The organism is Aeromonas sp. R5-3 (genome assembly GCF_040908225.1).
GTDB lineage: Bacteria > Pseudomonadota > Gammaproteobacteria > Enterobacterales > Aeromonadaceae > Aeromonas > Aeromonas dhakensis.
Genome location: NZ_JBFODH010000023.1, coordinates 80,692 through 104,887, shown reverse-complemented (window position 1 = coordinate 104,887; position 24,196 = coordinate 80,692). Strand labels below are relative to the sequence as shown.

Here is a 24,196-nt window from a genome sequence, read left to right as displayed (position 1 = left end):
GAAAATAATTAGAGCGGCAACTTTATTGAGGGATTAATCATAATTTTTCTGGCGGGATAATTTAATATCAATCCAGGACATGACGGCGTTTATTAAATAAGAAGTTCCTGAATTACTCTTCCGGATTAATTATGGTTATCTCACGTAAAATTCCATCTGCAGAACGCAGCAGCACCAGCGCACTACCCTCGTGCAAGTCGGTAGCCGAACCGTTGACCCAACGCACATTGCGGTCGAGCGACAAGGTGCCGAGTGTAGCCAGCACCAGGTGCCGACCATCGAAGGATCGCAAACGATCCTCTGCCCGCTGCCAACGGCCTGATATCGCCGGAGATCCGGCCGCCAACAGCTCAATCCGGGTAGCCACCCCATCAGTCACCTGCAGGGCCAGGTGATCACCCGGCCGCAAGGGGTGCTGCCACGGCTCACCAAGCCGCCAGACCGGGGCGCTCCCAAGCTCCACCTCAGCCCCCTGAAACTGCAGGCGCAGGCCATCGTTGTGTTCCAGCTCCACTAGCCAGAGTTCGCCATCGGCGGCCAGAGCGCAGAGCGGCAGTGCCAGCAGCAGGAGGGAGGTGCGTGTCATAGCAAAAGGCCCATAGTGAAACCGTGCGAGGTTTAACTATGGGCCCGCTGAGTGGTTTTTTCCGCCCGGTTCGTCTTGCCGTGCGTCAGTCATCCTCGCGGCAGCGGCTCAGGCGCATGCCGTCAAACTTGCATTCCAGCTCCAGCCAGCGTCCTTCGAACGGAGCCAGACTGTCGTCCGAGGTGACATAACCCCAGATCCGCCCCTGTTCCACCGGCCCTTCCAGATCCATCTCGTCATCCTCTTCCAGCTTCTCGACCTCCCGGATCAGCCGCAGTTCACCCTCGACCACCCCTTCCAGGTCGACCCAGGTGCCGCCGAGATCGTCCTCTCTCAGGCCGTCCTTGAAGCGGGTCTGTTCGTCGAGCACAAAGGGGATGCCGTTGACCATCAGCTGGCCCAGCTGCCAGGTAGTGCGGCCGGTCAATTTGAACTCCGCCGACTGCGCAGCGCCGAGTGGCAACAAGATCAGCAGCAGGAGAGTGCAGAGAGACTTCTTCATCGGGGATCCTCGGGGTTACACTGCCACACAGGATGCCTCATCCGGTGTGAGATGACCGTGAAATGGCGGTCGGAACCAGGAGATCAAAGCATGAAAATACTGGTGGTGGAAGACAATCCCCAGGTCGCGGAAACCATCATGGATTATCTGGAGCTGGCGGGTCACCGGCTGGACTGCGCCTATCACGGCCAGGCGGCCCTGCAGCTGCTGGCCGAGCAGCGCTTCGACGTCATCATCATGGACGTCATGATGCCGCGCCTCGACGGCCTCAGCACGGTGGCCCGCCTGCGGGAGCAGGGGATCCCGACTCCAGTGCTGTTTCTCACCGCCCGCGACAGCCTGGACGACAAGCTGGCAGGCTTCAAGGCCGGCGGCGACGACTATCTGGTCAAGCCGTTCGCCATGGAGGAGCTGGAAGTGCGGCTGCAGGCGCTGGCCCTGCGTGGCCCCCGCAGCGACATGGGGGCCCTGTGCGTGGGCGAGCTGACCCTGGATCCCGCCAGCGGCCGCGCCACCCGGGCCGGGGTCGAGCTCAAGCTCGGCAAGATCCCGTTCCAGATCCTCACCCTGCTGGCCCGCCGGGCCCCCGCGCTGGTCACCCGCCAGGAGGTGCTCGACACCGTCTGGGGCGACGAGGAGCCGGACTCCGACGCCCTGCGCAGCCACATCTATGCCCTGCGCAACGCCCTCGACAAGCCCTTCCCCGCTCCCATGCTGGAAACCCTGCACGGCCAGGGCTATCGACTGGTGACCCCATGACGGGCCGCCCGCGCGGCCTGAGCCTGCCCGCAGGGAGGCCGTTATGAGCCTGCCCAGCCTGCGCCGTCGCCTGATCCTCACCCTGAGCGGTGCCGGCCTGCTGCTGCTGATCATCATCAGCCTGCTGATGGTGGTGGCCGAGGACAAGATGGAGGAGCTCAGCCTGCGCCACTGGCTGGAGGCAGAGGTGACCCGCTACAGCGACGACTGGTTGCGGCTCGGCATGGCGGCCCCCGCCCCCAGCCCGCGCCAGTTCTCCAGCTACTGGACCGAGGCCGGCCGCCTGCCGGTCTGGCTCAAGCCCTACCGGAGTCCTGGCTTCTACGAACACGTGCTGGGGGACGAGGACAAACACTTCCTGGTGCGACCCCATCCGTCCGGTAAGGGGCTGCTCTATCTGGTGTTCAACGACGACGCCGACGACTACCTGGATCCCTACGAGGATCAGCTGCACCTGGCCACCCGGCTGATCGGGCTGACCCTGCTGCTCGGTTGCATCGGCTTCGGCATCTGGCTGGTACGCCACATCACCCGACCGCTGCAGCGGCTGCAGCAGCGGGTTGCCCACCTCACCCCGGATCAGGCGGACTTCGTGCCCGACGCCCCCTGGCAGGAGCTCAGGGACATAGAGCTGGCGCTGCTGGCCGGCAAGCAGGAGGTGGCCGCGGTATTTGCCCGCGAGCAGGAGTTCAGCCGCTTCGCCAGCCACGAGCTGCGCACCCCCAACATGGTGATCCAGGGCTCGGCCGCCCTGCTCGGCAAGGTGAGCGATCTGCCCGCACCCGCCGCCCGCGCCACCACCCGCATTCGCGCCGCCGCCGACGAGATGGCGCTGCTCACCGAAACCTTTCTGCTGCTGGGCCGCAAGGAAGAGGTGGAGCGCCCGCCCCAGCAGGTGGCGCCGCTCATACGCCGGGAGCTGGCCCGCCTCGCCCCGCTGTTGCAGCGGGAGGAGCTGGATATCCGGCTGCAGCTGGACGACGAGAGCGAGGCGCTGGCCCCCCTCTCTCTGCTCGCCATTGCGCTCGGCAACCTGCTGAAGAATGCCCTCAGCTACGCCGAGGGGCACATCGACATCGAGCTGGCCGGCCCCCTGCTCACCATCAGCAACCCCACTGCCGCCGCGCCGGATCAGATCCTCGGCTACGGCTGCGGCCTCACCATCATCCAGCGCATCTGCGAGAAGCTGGGCTGGCAGATAGAGACCCGGTTGGAAGAGGGCATCTTCAGCGCCCGATTGGCGATGATCACCAGCGACCCCGCGCAAGGTAAGGCATAGCGCTCCTCATCCCCAGCCCTTCTCCCCGTCTATTCAAAATGGTGGGAGAAGGGAGGCTCCCCCTGGCAAGCCATCGCAGCTCGCGGTGACAACCACAGGCCAGCGACGATGACCCAGCACCACCGAACTGTTCCCTCTCCCTTAGGATGAGGGCGCTGTGGCACCCGCCAGATAACAACAGGGCGCCCGAAGGCGCCCTGTTTGCAATGCGTTGGCGGCAGGCTTGGCGTCACTCCGCCGGCTTGTGCTTGCGACTCGCCTTGAGCTCGAGAAACTCGATGATCTTGCCGGCCACGTCCTTGCCGGAGGCAGCCTCCACCCCTTGCAGGCCGGGGGAGGAGTTGACCTCCAGCACCAGCGGGCCGCGGGCACTGCGCAGGATATCCACCCCGGCCACGTCCAGCCCCATGATCTTGGCGGCCTGCACCGCGGTGGCCCGCTCTTCCGGGCTTATCTTGATCGCCTCGGCGGTGCCGCCCCGATGCAGGTTGGAGCGAAACTCCCCCGGCTGGGCCTGGCGACGCATGGCCGCCACCACCTTGCCGTTGACCACCAGACAGCGGATGTCGGCGCCGTTGGCCTCGCGGATGTACTCCTGCACCAGGATGTTGTTGTTGGTCTGGATGAAGGCCTCGATCACGCTCTCGGCAGCCTTCTGGGTTTCGCACAGCACCACGCCGATCCCCTGGGTTCCCTCCAGCAGCTTCACCACCAGGGGCGCACCGCCCACCATGGTGATGAGGTCGGGCACGTCGTGGGTGCTGTGGGCATAGCCGGTCACCGGCAGGCCGATGCCGTGGCGGGAGAGCAGTTGCATGGCCCGCAGCTTGTCGCGGGAGCGGGAGATGGCCACCGAGCTGTTGAGCGCCATGGTGTTCATCATCTCGAACTGACGCAGCACGGCGGTGCCGTAGAAGGTGATGCTGGCCCCGATGCGCGGGATCACCGCATCATAGCTCTCCAGCTCCCGTCCTTCGTAATGGATGGAGGGGTTGTGGGAGGCGATGTTCATGTAACAGCGCAGGGTGTCGAGCACCTCGACCTGATGACCGCGCGCCTGCGCCACCTCGACCAGACGGCGGGTGGAGTAGTTTTTCGGCTCACGGGATAAAATGGCGATCTTCATGACAATTCCGCTAGGAGGCAGTGCCTGGGCAGGATGGGGCGGGAGAGTATAAAGTGCCACAGCGCCAAGACAACGCCAATTGTTTCTCCTGACAACAAGACAAACCACACAGAAACGTGCGCTGCCATCCCGCTGTCACCCGCTTGTCAAACGACGGCACCAGACTGGTCTGTCTCCCGGGTCTGGATGCCGCCTCCTTCAGCGAGGATCAATCGGGCCAACGCCTCAGTGCAGGTTCGGCCCCAGCCAGCGTTCGGCCTCTGCCAGGGTCATCCCTTTGCGCACGGCGTAGTCCTCCACCTGATCCCGCTGGATCTGGGCCACCGCGAAGTATTTGCTGTCGGGGTGGGAGAAGTACCAGCCCGACACCGCCGCCCCTGGCCACATGGCATAGGACTCGGTGAGCTGCATGCCGATGGCCTGCTCCACATCCAGCAGCTCCCAGATGCTCCCCTTCTCGGTGTGCTCCGGGCAGGCCGGGTAACCGGGCGCCGGGCGGATGCCACGGTAGTTTTCGCGGATCAGCTCCTCGTTGGAGAGCGCCTCGTCCGGGGCATAGCCCCAGTGCACTTTGCGCACCTGCTCGTGCAGGTACTCGGCAAAGGCTTCCGCCAGACGGTCGCACACCGCCTGGATGAGGATGGCGTTGTAGTCGTCGTGCTCGGCCTTGTAGGCCTTGGCGATGGCTTCTTCACCGATGCCGCCGGTCACCGCGAAGGCGCCGATCCAGTCGGGCTTGCCGCTCTCCTTCGGCGCCACATAGTCCGCCAGACAGTAGTTGGGAAAGCCCTGCTTCTCGCTCTGCTGGCGCAGGTGGTGCAGCACTTTTTTCACTTCAGTGCGCGACTCGTCGGTGTAGACCTCGATGCTGTCCCCCACGGCGTTGGCGGGGAACAGGCCGACGATGCCGGCGCAGCGCACGCTCTGATCCTTTTCCAGCTGATCCAGCATGGCGTTGGCGTCGGCAAAGAGGCGCGTCGCTTCCTCACCCACCACTTCATCTTCCAGGATGCGGGGGAACTTGCCCGCCAGCTCCCAGCTGAGGAAAAACGGCGTCCAGTCGATGTAGGGGCGCAGCACCGAGATGGGCACATTCTCGAACTTCTGTACGCCGAGCTCCCGGGGCGCCGGTGGCTCATACCCCACCCAGTCCAGCTGATGGCGGTTGGCGCGGGCCTCCGCCAGCGTGATGGGGCGCGAGCGCGGCTGCTTGCGGGCGTGCTGCTCGCGGGCGATCTCGTACTCCTTGTCGATGCGGGCGACAAACGCCTCCTTGAGATCCGCACTTAATAGGCTCTGGGCCACCCCCACTGCGCGGGAGGCGTTGGAGACATAGACCACGGGCTCGGAGTAGTTCTGCTCTATCTTCACCGCGGTGTGCGCCTTGGAGGTGGTGGCACCGCCGATCAAGAGCGGCAGCTTGAAACCCTGGCGCTCCATCTCTTTGGCCACGTGCACCATCTCGTCCAGCGACGGGGTGATGAGGCCCGACAGACCTATAATGTCAGCCCCCACCTCCCGCGCCGTCTTGAGGATGGTCTCGCAAGGCACCATGACCCCGAGATCCACGATCTCGAAGTTGTTGCACTGCAGCACCACGCCGACGATGTTCTTGCCGATGTCGTGCACGTCGCCCTTGACGGTGGCCAGCACGATCTTGCCGTTGCTGGAGCCGCCGGACTTCTCCGCCTCGATGTAGGGTTGCAGGTAGGCCACCGCCCGCTTCATCACCCGGGCCGACTTCACCACCTGGGGCAGGAACATCTTGCCGGCGCCGAACAGATCGCCCACCACATTCATGCCGTCCATCAGCGGCCCCTCGATGACGTGCAGCGGCCGCTCGGCCCCGGCGCGCGCCTCTTCGGTGTCCTCCTCGATAAAGTCGGTGATGCCCTTGACCAGGGCGTGTTCGAGCCGCTTGCCCACCGGCCAGCTGCGCCACTCCTGCTCCCGCGGATCCTCGGCCTGAGCGCCGGCACCGCGGTACTTCTCGGCGATGGCCAGCAGCTCTTCGGTGGCGTTGTCATTGAGGTTGAGCACCACCGCCTCGACCTTCTCTTTCAGCTCGGCCGGGATGTCTTCATAGATGGCGAGCTGGCCGGCGTTGACGATCCCCATGTCCATGCCGTTCTTGATGGCGTGGTAGAGGAAGACGGCGTGGATCGCCTCGCGCACCGGCTCGTTGCCCCTAAACGAGAAGGAGACGTTGGAGACGCCGCCGGAGATCATGGCGTGGGGCAGGTTCTCCTTGATGTCCTTCACCGCGTCGATGAAGTCCACCGCGTAGTTGTTGTGCTCGTCGATGCCGGTCGCCACCGCGAAGATGTTGGGGTCGAAGATGATGTCTTCCGGCGGGAAGCCCACCTGATCCACCAGGATGCGGTAGGCGCGCTGACAGATTTCGAACTTGCGGGCGCGGGTATCGGCCTGCCCCACCTCGTCGAACGCCATCACGATGACGGCGGCGCCGTAGCGGCGCAGCAGTTTCGCCTGCTCGATGAACTTGTCCACCCCCTCCTTCATGGAGATGGAGTTGACCACCGGCTTGCCCTGCACGCACTTGAGACCGGCCTCCAGCACTTCCCACTTGGAGGAGTCGATCATCACCGGCACCCGGGCGATGTCCGGTTCCCCGGCGATGAGGTTCAAGAAGCGCACCATAGCCGCCTCGGCGTCCAGCATCCCCTCGTCCATGTTGATGTCGATGATCTGGGCGCCGTTTTCCACCTGCTGCTTGGCGACGTCCAGGGCCTCGTCGTAGAGCCCTTCTTTTATCAAGCGCTTGAACTTGGCCGAGCCGGTGACGTTGGTGCGCTCCCCCACGTTCACGAACATGGATTCGGGGGTGATGATGAGGGGCTCGAGGCCCGACAGCCGGCAGGCCACCGGCAGACCCGGCAGGGCGCGGGGCTTGATGCCCGCCACGGCGTCCGCCATGGCGCGGATGTGGGCCGGGGTGGTGCCGCAGCAGCCGCCCACCAGGTTGAGAAAGCCGCTTTGGGCCCACTCGCGGATATGCTCCGCCATCTCGGCGGCGTCGAGGTCGTACTCGCCAAACGCATTGGGCAGGCCGGCGTTGGGGTGGGCACTCACGAAGGTTTCGCTGATGCGAGAGAGCTCCTCCACGTACTGACGCAGCTCATCGGGCCCCAGCGCGCAGTTGAGACCGAAGGAGACGGGTTTGACGTGGCGCAGCGAATGGTAGAAGGCCTCGGTAGTCTGGCCCGAGAGAGTGCGACCGGAGGCGTCCGTGATGGTGCCGGAGATCATCACCGGCAAGCTGTAGCCCAACTCCTCGAACACCAGGTCCACCGCGAAGGCGGCCGCCTTGGCGTTGAGGGTATCGAAGATGGTCTCGATCAGGATGATATCGGCGCCGCCCTCGATCAGGGCATGGGTCGATTCGGTGTAGGCGGCCACCAGCTGGTCATAGGTGACGTTGCGCTTGCCGGGATCGTTCACGTCCGGCGAGATGGAGGCGGTGCGGTTGGTGGGCCCCAGCACCCCGGCCACGAAGCGCGGCTTGTGGGGCTCTTTGGCGGTCCACTCATCCGCCACGGCGCGGGCCAGGCGGGCCGCCTCACGGTTGATCTCGGCCGAGAGATCTTCCATCTCGTAGTCGGCCATGGCGATGCGGGTGGCATTGAAGGTGTTGGTCTCGAGGATGTCGGCGCCGGCGGCACAGTACTGATCGTGGATCTCGCGAATGACAGAGGGGCGACTCAGCACCAGCAGATCGTTGTTGCCCTTGATGTCGGTATGCCAGTCGGCAAACCGCTCCCCCCGGTAGTCCGCCTCACCGAGCTTGTAGCCCTGGATCATGGTGCCCATGGCCCCGTCGATGATCAGGATCCGCTCCTTGAGGCAGGCTTCCAGCTTGTTTGTCACATCCGACTTTTTGTTCGACACCGCTCGTTCCTCTTACATCCATGCAACTGCGTAAACAGCATCCTAACAGCAAACAAATCAAATGGAAATCTAGCCGTCTATCTGTCTATATTGGCGCTCTATATACTCACAAATGGGTAATGAGTAACATGTGACCCAAGAGTACCCTATGCCCGTCCTCAATAGGGATACGTGCTTGCTGTTTACTAAAGAGAAAAATAACTATGAGCGTCTACTACACACTCTGCTTCCTGGCAGCGTTGGCGATCTTTATCGCCTTTGCCAATCAGTATGTTGTGAAGATCCAGACCACCATCGCCATCACTGCGGGCTCCATGCTGATCTCCGCGCTGATGGTGCTGTTCGGTAAGCTGGGCTGGTTCAACCTGGAACCCCTGGCCGTCAAGACCATGGAGAGCATCGACTTCCAGAATTTCCTGCTGAAGGGGATCCTGGGCTTCCTGCTGTTCGCCGGTGGTCTCGGGATCAACCTGAAAGCCCTGCGCAGCCAGAAGTGGGAAATCACCATTCTGGCCATATTGGCGACCCTGCTCTCCACCTTCCTCATCGGCTATGGCTTCTGGTTCATCGCCAAGCTGCTGGGTTGGGACGTACCGCTGGTCTACTGCATGTTGTTCGGTGCCCTGATCTCCCCCACCGACCCCATCGCCGTGCTGGCCATCGTCAAGAAGATGAAGGCACCACCCCAGATCGCCATCCAGATCGAGGGGGAGTCGCTGTTCAACGACGGTGTCGGTCTGGTGATCTTCGCCACCGTGTTTGCCGTGGCGTTTGGCGGCGTCGAGCCCACCTTCGGCAGCGTGGCCGGCCTGTTCCTGCATGAGGCCCTCGGCGGCATCCTGTTCGGTGCCGTGCTGGGTCTCATCGCCCACGTGATGATCAGCGCCACCGATGACGGCTCGCTGGAGCTGCTGCTGACCCTCTGCATCCCGACCGCCGGTTTCGCCTTCGCCAACATGATCGGCGTCTCCGGCGCTCTGGCTATGGTGGTGACCGGCATCATGATCGGCAACTGGACCCGTCACAGCGGCTTCTCCGAGCAGAGCAGCCATCACCTGGATCACTTCTGGGAGTTGATGGACCAGTTCCTCAACGCCCTGCTGTTCCTGCTGATCGGTCTGGCGCTGGTGCTGCTGGATCTGGCCTGGCAAGACTGGATCCTGCTGGTCATCGCGGTGCCGCTCTGCCTGGCCGCCCGCTTCATCAGCGTGTCGCTGCCCTATGTGGCCTTCCGCAAGTTCCGCAGCTACAACAAGTTCTCGGTGCGGATCCTCACCTGGGGCGGTCTGCGCGGCGGTCTGGCCATGGCCATGGCGCTGGCACTGCCGTCCGGCGTCATGATGCTGCCGGAGCACGGCGTCGACCTGCGCCAGGTGATCCTGGTGATGACCTACTCGGTGGTGATGTTCTCCATCGTGGTACAGGGTATGACCATCACCCCGATGATCACCGCAGCCAAGAAGGCCTGCGGCGACTACTGAGCCATCGGCTGAGGTCAACGGATGATGAAAAAAGGGCTCCTTCGGGAGCCCTTTTTGTGGCCGCCAGACGGCCGTGAAGGAAAAACTGCAAATAATTGTTTGCTTTTTACCCATGTCGAGGAGAGAATGCGCGCCGGCTAGTTAATCAGCCCTGTTTATGTTTGCCCTGCAATGCTTCACCTCACGATGAATCCTGTCAGTACCCGCATAACCTTCTTCTGATTTACTCGCCCTGAGAACCGTTCAGGCTGTCCGCCTGCGTTGCCCGGCTCTCACGGTGCAGACCCGATCTGCCCACTCCCAAGTAGCATCATGCATCCGCGTGGTCCTTGGCGCATTCCTTGAAAGTGCAGACGCCCCTGAACCGGGCTGGGTATTCCTGCGCGCTCGTCCGCTATCTTGCTGACCGCGCCCATCGACCTGACATTTGCCAATACAAGGAGCAAAAACTTAATTTATATAGAGAAATACCATGATGAAAAGCGTACAAACTCGCAAACCCCTGCGTCGCAGCAAGCCCATCAACCTGCCCGTGCAAGAGCACGACTATGATGCGTTTCTGATCCAGTTCAGCACCCGTTTCAGCGGCGGCTTCGCCGTCTCCTGTGACGGCATTGCCGGCGAGTTCTCCATCGAAGAGCTCAACTGATCCTGCCTGCCCACCGGCAGCGCCCGATGCAGACAGGCCGCAACTCACGGCGGCCTCTTTGCCTCATTCCCCCGGCTCTGCTGATATCCTGCCAGCCATGCCACAGCCCCTCAGAGCGGGCAAGCCTCTACCCCTTCAACCTCCAGCAACAGACACTCATCCGCATCCTCGGCCAGTTTGACCAACCGGCTTTGCACCAGCCCCAGCTTGGCCAGCAGCGCCACCGAACGCGCGTTGCCCGGGGTGACGATGGCAACCACTCGCTCGATGCCGAGCCGCTCCCGACCATCCTGCAGCGCCGCCTGCGCCGCTTCGATGCCATAACCCTGACCGCGCCAGGCGGGCAGGAAGGCGTAGCCGATGTCTTCACAAGGCAGGGTATCGCGCTTGATCAGGCCGCAGATGCCGAGCTTGGCTCCGTCGCTGCGCCTTGCCACCAGGTAGAGACCGTGACCATGACGGGCATAGCTGACCGCCGGCCCTTGCTGGATGTAGTTTTCGGCATCCTGCAGGGTGCGGATGCCCCGATCGCCGATGTAGCGGTGAAAGTCGGGATCGTTGAGCAGTTCGAGAATGAAGGGGGCATCGGCAACCGCCAGTTCGCGCAGTTCCAGGCGCTCGGAGAGGATCATGGCAAGGGCTCGCTTAGAAGAGACAGGCCCCAAGACTGCCCCCGCAACCGCTCATTGGCAAGGCCGTCACCATGAAAAAGGGCCGCGGTGCGGCCCTGGTCGATGAAATGGGTGGCGTCAGGCCGCCAGCAAGCCGGCATAACCGTTGCCCTGCTCGCGCAGCGCCACGAACACGGCGGCGCAATCGGGCCAGGCGAGGCCGAGTCGCTCGGCCACCTGGGTTGGCCACTCGGGCGGTGCCGCTTCCCCCACATCCGACTGCGCCGCCAGTGCGATGGCCAGATGGATGATCGCAGCCTCGGCAGAGAACTCCTTGGCCAGCAAGGGGTTGTAGTGGTACTCCACCGCATGGCAGATGCTCAGGGGGAATTGCCAGCGCCTGGCCATCTCGGCCCCGGTCTGGGCATAGTTGAAGCCGACCACCAGCTCCTCGGCCTTGGCGCGTCCCTTGCTGGGCTCCAGATCCTTGATGTGGTTCACCATGTTCTCCGGCAGCCCCACGTGCATGATGAGCCGCCCCATGTCGTAGAGCAGGGCGCAGGTGAACACCTCCTCCCCCTTCATGCCCTTCAGCTTGGCCAGCCGCCTGGCCAGTTCGGCCACGTCGAACACCTTGCCCCAGAAATGCTTGAGCTCGATGCCGGGCACGGCACCGATGGAGCCGGTCAGGCCGCAGGCGAACACCATGTTGCGCACCACGTCGACCCCGAGCCGCACCACGGCCTCGTTGACGGTGGCAACCTGGCGACTGCCACCAAACTTGGCGGAGTTGGCCAGCCGAAGCAGCTTGGCGGAGATCACCGGATCCTTGTTGATCTTCTTGGCAATCAACAGGATATCCGGCTCTTTCTCATTGAAGGTCTGCACCAGTTCGCGCATGACTTCGGGCACGTTGGGCAGGTTCTGGGGCTTGGATAACAGCGAGTCTATGGTGGGCATATTGGTATCCGTCCATGCGATTTCATGATGGTTGTCGTTTGCAGACCGCAAACCCACATTAATTATGAGTAACAAAAACAGCCCATACCGAAATGTTTTTATCGAAATATTTCAATGTGTTAATAGCCATATCGCTATACTGGCATCCCTTATGACATGACGAGGCACAGCACATGAGCGAACCCACCGAGTTCTTCGACGAGCAAACCCTGCTGGAGATGGTCGACAACCAGCTGAGCGACGGCCACCCGCTGCAGGTCAAGGCGACCCTGATGCGGCTGGTGATGAAGGGCACCCCGCGCGAGGAGGCGCTGCAGTATATCGCCTGCGCCCTGGGGGCCGAGCTGATGGCGATGGAAGCGGATCAGGGCCCCTTCAACCTCGAGCGCTACGGCCAGTTTCTGGACTCCCTGCCCGAGATGCCCTGGGCCGAATAAACCTTCTTGCCCGCCGGCGGCAACCCGGCCGCCGACCCGCTCTCGTTAGGCAAGCCGCCCCGCCAGCCATTATCATTACTGCCACCGGACAGCAGGGGAGCAAGCATATGCGCTGGCAAGATCGCCGCGAGAGCAACAATGTGGAAGACAGGCGCCAGCAGGGGGGCGGTGGCGGGATCCCCATTGGCGGCAAGGGGCGTCTGATCCTGCTGGTGGTGGTCATGGTGGCCGGCTATTACGGGGTGGATCTCTCCCCCCTGCTCAACGAGCCGGCATCCCAGACCCCGCCCCAGCGTCAGGAGATGTCTCAGCCGGCCAAGGATCCCCTCGCCAGGTTCACTTCGGTGATGCTCGCCTCCACCGAAGATGCCTGGGGCGAGATCTTCCAGCAGAGCGGCAACCGCTATCAGGCCCCCAAACTGGTGCTCTATCGCGGCGCAACCCGTACCGGCTGCGGCCAGGGTCAGTCGGTGATGGGGCCTTTCTACTGCCCGGCCGATCGCACCGTCTACATCGATCTCTCCTTCTATCAGGATATGCGCGACAAGCTGGGAGCCGACGGCGACTTCGCCCAGGGCTACGTGGTGGCGCACGAGGTGGGCCACCACGTGCAGAACCTGCTCGGCATCGAGCGCAAGATGCGTGAACAGCAGCAGGGGCTGAGCCGGGTCGAGCAGAACAAGCTGTCGGTCAAACTCGAGTTGCAGGCCGACTGTTTTGCCGGTGTCTGGGGCCACTACATGGAGCGGGAACAGGTGCTGGAAACCGGTGATCTGGAGGAGGCGCTCAACGCCGCCCAGGCCATCGGTGACGATCGTCTGCAGCAGCAGAGCCAGGGCCGGGTGATCCCGGACAGCTTCACCCACGGCAGCTCGGCCCAGCGCTACGCCTGGTTCAAGCGCGGCTTCGACAGCGGCAAGCCCGCTAGCTGCAACACCTTCGCCGCCCGCTAGACGCCCAAAAAAGGGGCCGGATCCTGACAGGATCCGGCCCCTTTTCTCATGCAGGGATGAACATCAGTACTGGGAGTTGACGATCACCTCCTCCCCCAACGCGCCGGCCAGCGGCAGCGGCCGGTAGGTGGAGTTGGCCGCGCGCAGCAGCCGGATGCCGCGAATGCCGATCTCCTGCGCGGCCTTGATGTCGCCATCGGCATCGCCGTAGAAGACCTTCATCTGCTTCTCCTTGAGCCACTGCACCTTGGTGTTCTGGCCCGGCTGATCACCGGCGAAGATCACCGGGTTGAGCTGGTCGGCCGGAATATTCATGGTCTGCTGCAGGGTCTGGCTGACGGTCTCGGTCTTGGTGGCCGAACGGCCGGTAACGAAATAGATGTGATCGCCGCGCTGGAGGTGCATGGCGATGAGCGCCTTGCCCACCTCTTTCGGCACGCTGAAGGCGTCCCAACCGTTGTTCATCTTCTCCCAGAAGGCCGGGTTCTTCAGGTAGCTCTCGTCGTTGGGGGAGAACTCCTGCTTGCCGCGATAAAACCCCGGGCTGGAGAAGAGCAGAGTGTCGTCTATGTCAAAACCGACCGCCATCGGCGGCAACCCATCCAGGCTCCTGGCAATCTGCGCCACCGACACCCAGTGAATGGGCGCCTGCTGGGACAGAGTCACCGCAGTGACACCGGCAGGACTGACCGGAGCTTCGACGGCCACGGCAGGCAGGGTCAGGCTGGCGGCAACCAGGGAGGCAAGCAGGGCAAAACGGGGCAATGCGGACATGATACGACTCGTCACATGAAGGAAACAGGGGGCCGATCCTGCCCCATGCCGCCACCGAAAACCGTGAAACCAGCCACAAAACAGGGCCAGGTGGCACGCATCACTACCGCAAGCCCCCATCTTGGCGCAATCGCCAAACAGGATGGCGTAGACGCCAAGGCCGAAGCAGACCACAGGCCCCATACTGGCCGCTCCCATCCACTCAGGAGCCCATCATGGATTACAAGCAACGGCTGCAAGCCTGCCTCAACCGGGTCATCTGCGACCCCGATTTCACCCCGGCCGAACTCGATCACTGGTTCTGCCCGGACTATGTCCAGCTGGTGGATGACCAGCGGCTGGAGCGCGCCGCTTTTGAACAACACCTGCTGGCCCTGCGCCAGAGCCTGGCCTGCTGCGAGATCCGTTTTGTCTCGCTGCTGGCAGAGGGAAACCGGGTGCACTCCCTGCATCGGGTGCGGGCCTGGCGTCACGACGGCGCACGGATCGAGTGCAAGGTGAGCGCCCTGTTTACCTTTCAGGGCGAGCGCCTGAGTCACACCGATGAGCTGACCTGCCTGCTGGCGGGGGAGCCGGCCGACCGGGATCTCGGCTCCCGTCTCACGGCCCCGTCGATTCCCGCAAGCAGCGATTGAAGGCGTGAGAAAAGGCGCTGAAATCCCCGTACCCCAGCTCAAGGGCTATCCGCGACAGCGGCTGGCCCTGTTGCTGCAACTGGCGGGCTCGCCCCATCACCACCTGTTGCCGCCATTGTCGAAAGCTGCAGCCCAGCTGCTGGCTGAACAGCCGGTTGAGGGTGCGCACCGAGCCCCCTGAACCGGCAGCCAGTTCCGCCAGCCCGTATTCGATGGAAGGGCGCCTGCAGACCTGTTCCAGTACCCGCAGCAGCCGCACATCCAGCCCCGCGCTCAACGTGAATCCGGTCGCCACCGGCGTCTGTCTCAGTTCGGCTGCCAGTACCGTCAGATAGGCATCCCTGAGGCCCGGCTCCGCCATGTCTGCCAGCCGATCGAACAGGCCGACCAACAGCGGACTCACCTGGCGGGTCGTCAACTCGCCCCCTCCATCCAGGTCATCCAGATAGACCAGACTGAGTTGGGAGTGGCGCAGCACCCTGAACTCATGGGCCAGCCCGGCCGGGATCAGACAGAGCTGACCCGCCACCAGCAGCACGCCTGTCCCCTCACTGCTGATCACGCCGCCGCCCCGATGCAGATAGCAAAACTGCGGGCCGTCGTGACAGTGAAGGGACGTGAGCGCGCCCTGGGGGTAGTCGCGATACAGGAGGTTCATGATGAAGCCCCCAGGCCCAAGATCCGCCTGCAGACAGGCTCTTTCGGCACTTCTTGTCCCACGCTCTCGCCCCGGTAGGCTATAACTGCTGTACGCTTTCTAGTGACATTCAAGTCAATTGCGCCTTTTATTGGAGATGCCATGGACGTGCACACCGCCGTTGCCCACCCGAACACAGCGACTCCCTCTTCACCCCAGGCCAGGCTCGATGCCATCGACCAGCTGATGGCCAGACTCGAACTCTCTCCCGACGGGCAGATCCTGGACGCCAACCCGCGTTTTCTCGCCATCATGGGCTATCAGCTAAGCGAGCTCAAGGGTCAGCATTACGCCATGCTGTTGCCGCACGACGTGCTCGACTCGCCTGCTCATGCCGCCCACTGGGAGGCGTTGAAGGCGGGCAGGGAGCAGGAGGGAGAGTTTCACCGGCTGGATCGGCACGGCCGGGACATCTGGCTGCGGGGCAGTTGCAGCCCTCTGCTGGACGAGCAGGGGGCGCTGAGCCGGATCATCGAATACAGCATGGATCTGACCGAGCAGAAACAGCTCAACGCCAATTTCGAGGGGCAGCTCAACGCCCTGAGCCGGGTCATGGGCAAGGTGGAGTTCTCGCTGGATGGCACCATTCTCGATGCCAACCCGCGCTTTCTCGAGATCGTGGGTTATCAGCTGGATGAGCTGAAAGGCAAACACCACAGGCTGCTGGTTGACCCTGATTATGCCCAGTCGGCCGATTATGGCGCCTTCTGGGAGACCCTGCGCCGCGGCGAATACCTGGCGGGGGAGTTCTGCCGGATCGGCAAGCAGGGGCAGGAGGTCTGGATCCAGGGATCCTACAACCCGGTGCTGGATCTGACCGGCAAACCCAGCAAGATCGTCAAGTTTGCCACCGACATCACGGCTCAGGTGGAGCAGCATCATCAGCTCAAGCGCGCCATGGAGGAGGCCGAAGAGGCCGCCAGGGTGCGCGAGGAGCTGCACAAGTCGCTGCAGGAGATGTCGACCCCGGTGACTCCCATCTGGGACGGGATCCTGCTGCTGCCGCTGGTGGGGATCATCGACTCCATGCGCACCGCCGACGTGATGAACAAGTCGCTGACCAAGATTGCCGAGACCCGGGCCCGGGTCTTCGTGCTGGACATCGCCGGGGTCGCCACCGTGGACACCGGGGTCGCCAATCAGCTGATCAAGATCACCAAGGCCACCCAGTTCATGGGGTGCGAGGCCATCATCTCCGGCGTCTCGCCAGCCATCGCCCGTACCATGGTGGAGCTGGGCGTCTCGGTCGGTGACATCCGAACCACGGCGACCCTGCGGGATGCGTTCGAGATAGCCCTCAAGCGGGTCGGATCCACCCTCTAGGAGCGCCGATCATGTTGCTCAACAACGATCTGGGCATCGCCGACGTGGCTGGCTGCATCGTCGTCAGCATGCGGCCAGACCTCGGTGACGAAGGCATGCAGCAACTGATGCAGGCACTCTCCCTGCGGCTGGTGCAGGGGCGCCAGCACGCGGTGCTGCTCGACTTCTCCGGGGTCATGCTGCTCGATCACCACGAATTTCGGCAGGTTCGCAAACTGGCCCAGGTGTGCCGCCTGCTGGGAGCCGTCTGCCTGCTGGTGGGGCTGAATGCGGGGATCGCAGCCTTCCTGGCGCTGGCCGACGCCGAGCCGGGGCCGCTGCGCTGCTTTCTCGACATGGACGACGCCTTCGCCCATGCCCGTACTCTCAGGGGCGAGGAGTAAGCACCATGGAGCAGGAGCTGAGCACCCAGCAGGCCCGCTACCCATTGCGTCACGACATCGATCTACACCTGACGGTGATGGCGGTGCGTCGCCTCCCCTTCATCGCCGACCTCTCCGAGGTGGATCGCACCATGCTCTCCACCGTGGTCTCCGAGCTTGGCAGCAACATCCTGAAGTATGCCGAACGGGGGGAGATCACCCTTACCCTCCACCATTCCAGAGGACGCCCCTGCATCGACATCATCGCCCGCGATCAGGGCCCCGGCATCCCCGACATACATCAAGCCATGCAGGAGCACTACAGCACCGCGGGTACCCTGGGGCTGGGGCTGCCCGGCGTGCAGCGCATGATGTCTGAACTCACCATCAGCACCCCGCCGGAGGGGGGGACCCTGGTGCAGGCCCGCAAGTGGCTGGGTGCGGCCCCCGTGGAGCCAAGGCCGGTTTCTCCCCTCTCGTGCACTGGGCAGCTACACGCCGGCCTTGGCCTGGCATGGGCCAGCGAGAACCGCCCCTGCTATCCGGAGCGGGTCTCCGGCGATCTGGCGTTCATCCGGCCGGGGCCCGAGGGGGTGTCGCTGGTCCTGATCGACGTGAGCGGCCACGGCGCCGCTGCCAACCAGCTGGTACAGGTATTGGAGACGACGTTGCAGCAGACCCGTGAACAGGAACCCGCCCGTCTGCTGCAACTGCTGCACCAGTGCTGCATCGGTACCCGGGGCGCCGCCGCCGGCGTGGCGCTGGTCAACGGCGAGCGGGGTGAACTGAGCTATACAGGCATCGGCAATACCCGCATCTGTCTGCGCGGTCACGCCCCCTGGCGCGGCATCTCCCGCGACGGGGTGCTGGGGGAGCGTTTCCCCACCCCCCTGCTGCAGCGCCAGCCCCTCGTCGCCGGGGACGTGGTGATGCTCTACTCGGACGGCATCAGCGAATCCCTCAATCTGCGCGACGGCGCACTGGATCTCGCCGCCGACCCCGCCACGCTGGCCCACCAGGTCATCGCCCACAGCGGCCGCAGCACCGACGATGCCAGCTGCATCGTGTTGCGCGTGCTGCCGGCAGAGGAGAAGTAGATGCGGCAACTGATCGGTGAAACCCTGTTGTCCGGCCCTGCGGCGGCCCTCACCGCCCGGCGCAAGGTGATCCAGGTGCTCACCTGCCTCGACAAATCGCCGACCTTCGTGGCTCCGCTGGCGGGGGCAACCTCAGAGCTGGTGCGCCAGCTGATGGCGACTTCGGATCCACTGCAACTGCAGCTGTGGCTGGAACCAGAGGCGCAGGAGCTGTGGCTCACCCTCACGGCCGATGTCCCGCTCTCCCCCGCCCCTGCCGACATGCATCCGGGCAGCATCCGGCTGGAGGTGCACGCCGACAATCTCCTCGCCCTAGTCTGCCGGTTGCCGCACTGGCCAGATGCCGGGCGGCAACAACAGATGCAGCAGCAGTTCGCCGAACCGACCCGGGAAGAGCTGTTTGCGGTGATGCAGGCCAAGAACCAGGAGCTGGAGCAGGCCTATGAACTGGCGGAGAGCGCGACCCGGGCCAAAAGCGAATTTCTCGCCAACATGAGCCACGAGATCCGCACCCCCATGAACGCCATCCTCGGCATGTCCCACCTCGCCCTGCAGACCCGGCTCGATCCGCAGCAGCTCGACTATGTCAGCAAGATCCAGCGTGCCGCGCAGCATCTGCTCGGCATCATCAACGACATCCTGGATTTCTCGAAGATCGAGGCGGGCAAGCTGGATCTTGAACGGATCGAGTTCGATCTCGACCACGTGCTGGAAAACCTTGCCACCCTGGTGGGTGAAAAGGCGGAAGCCAAGGGCATAGAGCTGTTGTTCGAGGTCGACCACCAGCTCGACACCCTGCTCTATGGCGATCCCCTGCGTCTCGGCCAGATCCTCATCAACTACGCCAACAACGCGGTCAAGTTCACCGAGCAGGGAGAGATCCTGGTCAAGGTCCGCTGTCTGGAGAAGCTGCCGCAGGAGGTACTGCTGCACTGCTCGGTGCAGGATACCGGGATCGGCATGAGCCAGGAGCAGCAGCAGCGACTGTTCCAGTCCTTCCAGCAGGCGGACAGCTCCACCACCCGCAAGTACGGCGGCACCGGGCTTGGCCTTGCCATTTGTCGCAAGCTGGCGGGCCTGATGGGGGGCGAGGTGGGCGTGCAGAGCGAGCCGGGCCAGGGTAGCACCTTCTGGTTTACCGCCAGGCTCGGCCGTGGCAGGCGCAGATCCCGCTATCTGCCGAGCCTGGATCTGCGCGGCCGCCGCATGCTGGTGGCCGACGACAGCGCCAGTGCCCGTACCATACTGGCCGCCCTGCTGCGCGGCATGAGCTTTGTGGTGGACACTGCAGAGTCCGGCCAACAGGCCCTGCAGATGATCGCGGATGCCGAGCAGCAGGGAACCCCCTATGAGGTGGTGCTGCTGGACTGGCGCATGCCGGGACTGGACGGCATCGAGACGGGGCGTCGTCTCATCGCCCGAGGTGCGGGCCGGCGCCCCTACCGGGTCATGGTGACCGGCTACGGGCGCGAGGAGATCTTTCGCGAGGCCGATGCTGCCGGTTTTGATCGGGTACTGGTCAAGCCGGTCTGTGCCTCCGTGCTGTTCGATACCGTCATCGGCCTGTTCGGGCAACAGGCCGCGACCCTCTCCTTCAAGCATCAGGCGACCCATCACTATCGCTTCGACGGTCTGCGGATCCTGCTGGCGGAAGACAACGAGCTCAATCAACAGGTGGCGCTGGAGCTGCTGCAGGCGGTCGGCGCCAAAGTGAGCGTGGCCAGCAATGGTGCCATCGCACTGGATATGGCGACCAAGGCTCCCTACGACCTGATCCTGATGGACATGCAGATGCCAGTGATGGATGGGCTGGCCGCCACCCGGCAACTGCGCCAGCAGGAGGGTACCGGGCAACACATTCCGATCCTGGCGATGACCGCCAACGTCATGGCCGGCGATCGCGAGCGCTGCCTCGCCGCCGGCATGGACGATCACATCGCCAAGCCCATCGATCCCGACAAGCTCTATGACGCCCTGCAACGCTGGGCAACCTCCTTCAGCCGCGAGGTCGGGGCCAGATTCAAGACGTCGCAACCGCCGCCGGCATCGTCGTTGCTGCCACAGCTGTGCGAGCTCGGGCTCAATGCCGAGCGGGCCTTGCAGCGGCTGATGAACAACTGGGGCTGGTATCAGGATCTGCTGCTGCGCTTCGCCCAGCAGGGTACGCAACCCATGGCAAGCCTGCTGACCGCTTTGCAGGCAGACGAACGGGAAGAGGCGCACCGGCATGCCCATACCCTCAAGGGAATAGCGGCCACTCTGGGTGCCGAATCATTGCAGGAGATCGCGGCCACACTGGAAAACGCCATCACCCGGGGCGACGAGGCTGCCGCTCTGCTGCCACTGGCCGAACAGGGGCTGCAACTGCAAGCACAACTGGCGCAGGGGCTGCTGCAGTTGCTACCAGACGAAGTACCCGAGCAGCCAGAACAGGAAAAGATCGATGCCGCTCCCCTGCTGAACCGGCTCACCGGGCTGCTGCTGGAGGATGATGCCGAAGCCTTCACCCTGTTTCAGCGCCATCAGGCCCGGCTCACTCCCCTGCTGGGGGAGAGAGCGCCAGCCATCGGTGAGGCCATGAGCCATTTTCGTTTCGACGATGCACTGGCTCATCTGCAACAAGTCCGGGCCCTCAGACCCGATCTGTTCAACCAAGAGTGAGGGCACCATCATGCTCAACTTGCTGGATCCAGATACCAAACCCACCCTGCTGGTGGTCGACGACACGCCGGAGAACCTCTCCCTGCTCAGCGCCCTGCTCAGCCCCCACTATCGGGTCAAGATAGCCATCAGCGGCCAGCGGGCGCTGGAGATCCTCTCGACCGGCCCCCGGGTGGACTTGATCCTGCTCGACGTGGTGATGCCCCAGATGGATGGCTACCAGGTGATGCAGGCGCTACAGGAGATGCCGCAGGCGCGGGAGATCCCGGTGATCTTCCTGACCGCCCAGGTGGAGGAGAGCGCGGAGGCGCACGGCCTGGCACTCGGGGCCGTCGACTACATCCACAAGCCGATCTCCCCCGCCATCGTGCTGGCCAGGGTCAGAAACCACCTGGAGCTGAAGGCGGCGCGGGATCTGCTGCACGATCAGAACGCCTATCTGGAGCAGGAGGTGGAGCGGCGCACCCGGGAGAACGAGCTGATCCAGAACATCACCATCCACTCCCTCGCCTCGCTGGCCGAAACCCGCGACAACGAGACCGGCAACCACATATTGCGCACCCAGCACTATGTGCGGCTGCTGGCGGAGACCCTCTGCGATCACCCCCGCTTCCATGCCGAGCTGACCCCCAAGACCATAGATCTGCTGTTCAAGTCGGCCCCCCTGCACGACATCGGCAAGGTCGGCGTACCGGACCGCATCCTGCTCAAACCCGGCAAGCTGGATGAAGAGGAGTTTGCCCAGATGAAACACCACTCCATCCTCGGCAAGGAGGCCATCGTCCACGCCGAGGAGGCGCTCGGGGTAGAGGTGGAGTTCCTGCGGCTGGCCAAGGAGATCGCCTGCTACCACCACGAGAAGTGGGACGGCACCGGTTATCCCTACGGCCTGATCGGCGACGAGATCCCCCTCTCGGCCCGGCTGATGGCGCTGGCCGACGTGTACGACGCCCTCATCAGCAAGCGCTGCTACAAGGCCGCCATGTCCCACCAGGAGGTGGTACCCATCATACTCGCCGGGCGGGGCAACCACTTCGACCCCGACATCACGGACGCCTTTGCCTCCATCCACCAGCAGTTCCACGAGATCGCCCTGCGCTACAACGACGACAAGGGCGAGCGGGAGGCCAACCGCGACTAGGTGGTGGCGGGCAGCAGATCGGTGAAGACGAAGCCGTCCCGCTCCACCGTCTCGCCGGTCCGGATGGCCAGCGGGTAGCGGAACATGGGGCCATCCCAGGCCAGGGTATGAAACTCGCCGTTCTCGCCGCACGGGTCCACCCCGTCGGGCAGCGCCGCCAGCAAGGCCGCATCAAACTCATGCCCGCCGAGGGTGGCAGGCAGCTTGCGCGGATCCAGGGTGCTGATCCTGGCCCTGAGCCCTGCAGCCATCATCTGTTGCGCCAGCTCGTCTGTCTTGCTGCCCCACAGCGGAAACAGCGGCGTGATCCCCGTCCCCGCCAGCTGCCGCTCCCGATAGGCGCGCACGTCCTCGAGAAAGAGATCGCCAAACGCCATGTTGCGGATCCCCTGCGCCACCACGTCGGCGATGAAGTCGGTCATGATGCGGGCGTAATCTTCGTTGCTGCAGGGCCAGGGCAGGTCGATGGTGGTCAGCGGCAATCCCACGCATTCGGCCTGCGCCAGCAGCAACTGCTTGCGCACCCCGTGCATGGCCACCCGCTCGAATGCCTGGTTGAGGGTAGTGAACAGCCCCACCACCTCGATGGCAGGATCCTGCCGCAGTGTGTGCAGCGCCCAGGCGCTGTCCTTGCCGCTGCTCCAGGAGAGCAGCACCTTGGTCTTCGTCATGATATCTCCAGCAATCCGGTGGCCGGGCACTGGCGGCCAGCCGGCGCACCTTGGTTGTCATTCGCCCCGGGCGCGGTACCCGCCCTCGCCTTGCTGCACCAAAAAGCTGCAAGACAGTGTTGCGAATTGTGCGATTTACAGGTCGGGATGCAAAAGCATACCCTCGGTAGTGAGCGTGTCCCCTGCAAGGATGGGGAACAATAACTAAAAAGACGATGGGAAACATAAGGATATGACGACAGTCACGCAAGCTTACGACCACAGCCGTCCCCTCAACCGACAGGACTACAAGACCCTGAGCCTGGCGGCGCTGGGCGGTGCCCTCGAATTTTACGACTTCATCATCTTCGTCTTCTTCGCCGTGGTGATCGGCGAGCTCTTCTTCCCCGCCGACATTCCCGAGTGGTTGCGCCAGTTCCAGACCTTCGGCATCTTCGCCGCCGGCTATCTGGCCCGTCCGCTGGGCGGCATCATCATGGCTCACTTTGGCGATCTCATCGGCCGCAAGCGGATGTTCACCCTGAGCATCATCATGATGGCGCTGCCCACCCTGCTGATCGGCCTGCTGCCCACCTACGCCGTGCTTGGCATCGCCGCCCCCCTGCTGTTGCTGCTGCTGCGGATCCTGCAAGGGGCCGCCATCGGGGGTGAAGTGCCCGGCGCCTGGGTGTTCGTCGCGGAGCACGTACCCGCCCGCCGGATCGGGGTCGCCTGCGGCACCCTCACCGCGGGATTGACGGCCGGCATCCTGCTCGGCTCCCTGGTGGCCACCGCCATCAACCGCGGCATGAGCCCGAGCGAGGTGAGCGACTGGGGCTGGCGTCTGGCCTTCGTGCTTGGCGGGGTGTTCGGCATCGTCGCCATGTACCTGCGCCGCTGGCTGCACGAGACCCCGGTCTTTGCCGAGATGCAGGCCAACAAGGCGCTGGCGGAAGAACTGCCGCTCAAGACGGTGCTGCGCAGCCACAAGAGCAGCGTAGTGATTTCCATGCTGCTCACCTGGCTGCTCTCCGCCGGCATAGTGGTGGTGATCCTGATGACCCCCACCTACCTGCAGAAGGTGCACGGCATCAGCCCGGCCGATGCACTGACCGCCAACTCGCTGGCCATTCTGGCCCTGACGCTGGGTTGCATCGTCTATGGCCGGCTCATCGATGCCCTCGGCAGCGGCCCCACCTTCATGCTGGGCTCATTGCTGCTGGCCGGCGCCAGCTACGCCTTCTATCACGGGCTGGCGAGTGACACCAGCCAGCTGGTGCCGCTCTATATCCTGGCCGGTTTTGCGGTAGGGATCGTCGGCGCCGTGCCCTATGTCATGGTCAACGCCTTCCCGGCGGTGGTGCGCTTCTCCGGGCTGTCGTTCTCCTACAACGTAGCCTACGCCATCTTCGGCGGCCTCACTCCCATGCTGGTGACCCTGTGGATGAAGAGCGACATGCTGGCCCCCTCCCACTACGTGGTAAGCCTGTCGGTGCTGGGCTTTGCCATCGGCCTGTGGCTCTGGCTGCAGCAGCGCAGTCAGCGCCAGAGCGCGCCACAGGCCGCCTGAACCATTCCGAGCCCCGCCCAGTGCGGGGCTTTTT

The 24,196-nt window shown here is 63.8% G+C and carries 22 protein-coding genes; 13 read left to right on the top strand and 9 right to left on the bottom strand.

From position 1 onward, the window contains the following. Nucleotides 1-112 precede the first annotated feature (112 nt). Together AB5Y95_RS15110 and AB5Y95_RS15105 are read right to left on the bottom strand one after the other, a co-directional pair. The gene (locus AB5Y95_RS15110) at nucleotides 113-586 is read right to left on the bottom strand and encodes a hypothetical protein (RefSeq protein ID WP_021463480.1); all 474 of its coding nucleotides are present in this window, start codon (nucleotides 584-586) and stop codon (nucleotides 113-115) included. Nucleotides 587-671: 85 nt separating this feature from the next. Next, nucleotides 672-1,088, bottom strand: coding sequence for a hypothetical protein (locus AB5Y95_RS15105; RefSeq protein WP_044798981.1), 417 nt, complete (start codon nucleotides 1,086-1,088; stop codon nucleotides 672-674). A gap of 90 nt (nucleotides 1,089-1,178) precedes the next feature. On the opposite strand from AB5Y95_RS15105, the gene AB5Y95_RS15100 reads away from it, so the two are divergent. Next, the gene (locus AB5Y95_RS15100; protein WP_010635346.1) at nucleotides 1,179-1,847 is read left to right on the top strand and encodes a response regulator transcription factor; all 669 of its coding nucleotides are present in this window, start codon (nucleotides 1,179-1,181) and stop codon (nucleotides 1,845-1,847) included. 43 nt (nucleotides 1,848-1,890) lie between these two features. Beyond that, nucleotides 1,891-3,126 (top strand): sensor histidine kinase, encoded by a 1,236-nt coding sequence (locus AB5Y95_RS15095; RefSeq protein ID WP_368161512.1) that lies wholly within the window; start codon nucleotides 1,891-1,893, stop codon nucleotides 3,124-3,126. A 229-nt stretch (nucleotides 3,127-3,355) separates the two neighbouring features. Here AB5Y95_RS15095 and rimK read toward each other — a convergent pair whose 3' ends face one another. Further along, a complete protein-coding gene (gene rimK / locus AB5Y95_RS15090; RefSeq protein WP_005308166.1) occupies nucleotides 3,356-4,252 on the bottom strand; it encodes a 30S ribosomal protein S6--L-glutamate ligase in 897 nt (298 codons plus the stop codon). A 225-nt stretch (nucleotides 4,253-4,477) separates the two neighbouring features. Continuing rightward, nucleotides 4,478-8,161 (bottom strand): methionine synthase, encoded by a 3,684-nt coding sequence (gene metH, locus AB5Y95_RS15085; RefSeq protein WP_368161511.1) that lies wholly within the window; start codon nucleotides 8,159-8,161, stop codon nucleotides 4,478-4,480. A 203-nt stretch (nucleotides 8,162-8,364) separates the two neighbouring features. On the opposite strand from metH, the gene AB5Y95_RS15080 reads away from it, so the two are divergent. Then, a complete protein-coding gene (locus AB5Y95_RS15080; protein ID WP_005308162.1) occupies nucleotides 8,365-9,642 on the top strand; it encodes a sodium:proton antiporter in 1,278 nt (425 codons plus the stop codon). 475 nt (nucleotides 9,643-10,117) lie between these two features. Further along, on the top strand, nucleotides 10,118-10,291 hold the full coding sequence (locus AB5Y95_RS15075) for a hypothetical protein (protein ID WP_162518816.1): 174 nt from the start codon (nucleotides 10,118-10,120) through the stop codon (nucleotides 10,289-10,291). Between the two features lie 110 nt (nucleotides 10,292-10,401). Here AB5Y95_RS15075 and AB5Y95_RS15070 read toward each other — a convergent pair whose 3' ends face one another. Both AB5Y95_RS15070 and AB5Y95_RS15065 read right to left on the bottom strand, forming a co-directional pair. After that, complete coding sequence (locus tag AB5Y95_RS15070) at nucleotides 10,402-10,923, bottom strand: GNAT family N-acetyltransferase (protein WP_368161510.1); 522 nt, start codon at nucleotides 10,921-10,923, stop codon at nucleotides 10,402-10,404. 117 nt (nucleotides 10,924-11,040) lie between these two features. Continuing rightward, complete coding sequence (locus AB5Y95_RS15065) at nucleotides 11,041-11,862, bottom strand: HDOD domain-containing protein (protein WP_005308156.1); 822 nt, start codon at nucleotides 11,860-11,862, stop codon at nucleotides 11,041-11,043. A 173-nt stretch (nucleotides 11,863-12,035) separates the two neighbouring features. On the opposite strand from AB5Y95_RS15065, the gene AB5Y95_RS15060 reads away from it, so the two are divergent. Together AB5Y95_RS15060 and AB5Y95_RS15055 are read left to right on the top strand one after the other, a co-directional pair. Further along, on the top strand, nucleotides 12,036-12,299 hold the full coding sequence (locus AB5Y95_RS15060; RefSeq protein WP_005308154.1) for a hypothetical protein: 264 nt from the start codon (nucleotides 12,036-12,038) through the stop codon (nucleotides 12,297-12,299). 107 nt (nucleotides 12,300-12,406) lie between these two features. Further along, nucleotides 12,407-13,252 (top strand): neutral zinc metallopeptidase, encoded by an 846-nt coding sequence (locus AB5Y95_RS15055; protein WP_368161509.1) that lies wholly within the window; start codon nucleotides 12,407-12,409, stop codon nucleotides 13,250-13,252. A gap of 63 nt (nucleotides 13,253-13,315) precedes the next feature. On the opposite strand, the gene aphA is transcribed toward AB5Y95_RS15055, so the two are convergent. Further along, complete coding sequence (gene aphA, locus AB5Y95_RS15050; protein ID WP_065017387.1) at nucleotides 13,316-14,026, bottom strand: acid phosphatase AphA; 711 nt, start codon at nucleotides 14,024-14,026, stop codon at nucleotides 13,316-13,318. A 215-nt stretch (nucleotides 14,027-14,241) separates the two neighbouring features. Here aphA and AB5Y95_RS15045 point away from each other — a divergent pair, with 215 nt between their 5' ends. Continuing rightward, entirely contained in the window at nucleotides 14,242-14,661 is a 420-nt protein-coding gene (locus AB5Y95_RS15045) for a nuclear transport factor 2 family protein (protein ID WP_368161508.1), read from the top strand. Here AB5Y95_RS15045 and AB5Y95_RS15040 read toward each other — a convergent pair. Beyond that, nucleotides 14,627-15,319, bottom strand: a complete 693-nt coding sequence (locus AB5Y95_RS15040; protein ID WP_368161507.1) for a helix-turn-helix domain-containing protein — start codon at nucleotides 15,317-15,319, stop codon at nucleotides 14,627-14,629. The genes AB5Y95_RS15045 and AB5Y95_RS15040 overlap by 35 nt on opposite strands. Nucleotides 15,320-15,460: 141 nt before the next feature. On the opposite strand from AB5Y95_RS15040, the gene AB5Y95_RS15035 reads away from it, so the two are divergent. The 5 genes from AB5Y95_RS15035 to AB5Y95_RS15015 are packed head-to-tail and all read left to right on the top strand — an operon-like array spanning nucleotide 15,461 to nucleotide 21,942. Then, nucleotides 15,461-16,681, top strand: coding sequence for a PAS domain-containing protein (locus AB5Y95_RS15035; protein ID WP_010635353.1), 1,221 nt, complete (start codon nucleotides 15,461-15,463; stop codon nucleotides 16,679-16,681). An 11-nt stretch (nucleotides 16,682-16,692) separates the two neighbouring features. Beyond that, entirely contained in the window at nucleotides 16,693-17,064 is a 372-nt protein-coding gene (locus AB5Y95_RS15030; protein WP_368161506.1) for an anti-anti-sigma factor, read from the top strand. A 5-nt stretch (nucleotides 17,065-17,069) separates the two neighbouring features. Further along, nucleotides 17,070-18,140 carry a SpoIIE family protein phosphatase gene (locus AB5Y95_RS15025; RefSeq protein WP_368161505.1) on the top strand — a complete coding sequence of 357 codons (1,071 nt, stop codon included), beginning with the start codon at nucleotides 17,070-17,072 and terminating at the stop codon, nucleotides 18,138-18,140. After that, on the top strand, nucleotides 18,141-20,801 hold the full coding sequence (locus AB5Y95_RS15020; protein WP_206219310.1) for a response regulator: 2,661 nt from the start codon (nucleotides 18,141-18,143) through the stop codon (nucleotides 20,799-20,801). It begins immediately after the preceding gene. Next, a complete protein-coding gene (locus tag AB5Y95_RS15015) occupies nucleotides 20,740-21,942 on the top strand; it encodes an HD-GYP domain-containing protein (protein ID WP_017764660.1) in 1,203 nt (400 codons plus the stop codon). Before AB5Y95_RS15020 ends, AB5Y95_RS15015 begins: the two co-directional genes overlap by 62 nt. Here AB5Y95_RS15015 and AB5Y95_RS15010 read toward each other — a convergent pair. Beyond that, nucleotides 21,939-22,613: an ATP-binding protein gene (locus AB5Y95_RS15010; RefSeq protein WP_368161504.1), complete on the bottom strand. Its 675-nt coding sequence runs from the start codon at nucleotides 22,611-22,613 to the stop codon at nucleotides 21,939-21,941. The genes AB5Y95_RS15015 and AB5Y95_RS15010 overlap by 4 nt on opposite strands. A 232-nt stretch (nucleotides 22,614-22,845) precedes the next feature. Here AB5Y95_RS15010 and AB5Y95_RS15005 point away from each other — a divergent pair, with 232 nt between their 5' ends. After that, on the top strand, nucleotides 22,846-24,162 hold the full coding sequence (locus AB5Y95_RS15005) for an MFS transporter (RefSeq protein ID WP_368161503.1): 1,317 nt from the start codon (nucleotides 22,846-22,848) through the stop codon (nucleotides 24,160-24,162). Nucleotides 24,163-24,196 lie beyond the last annotated feature (34 nt).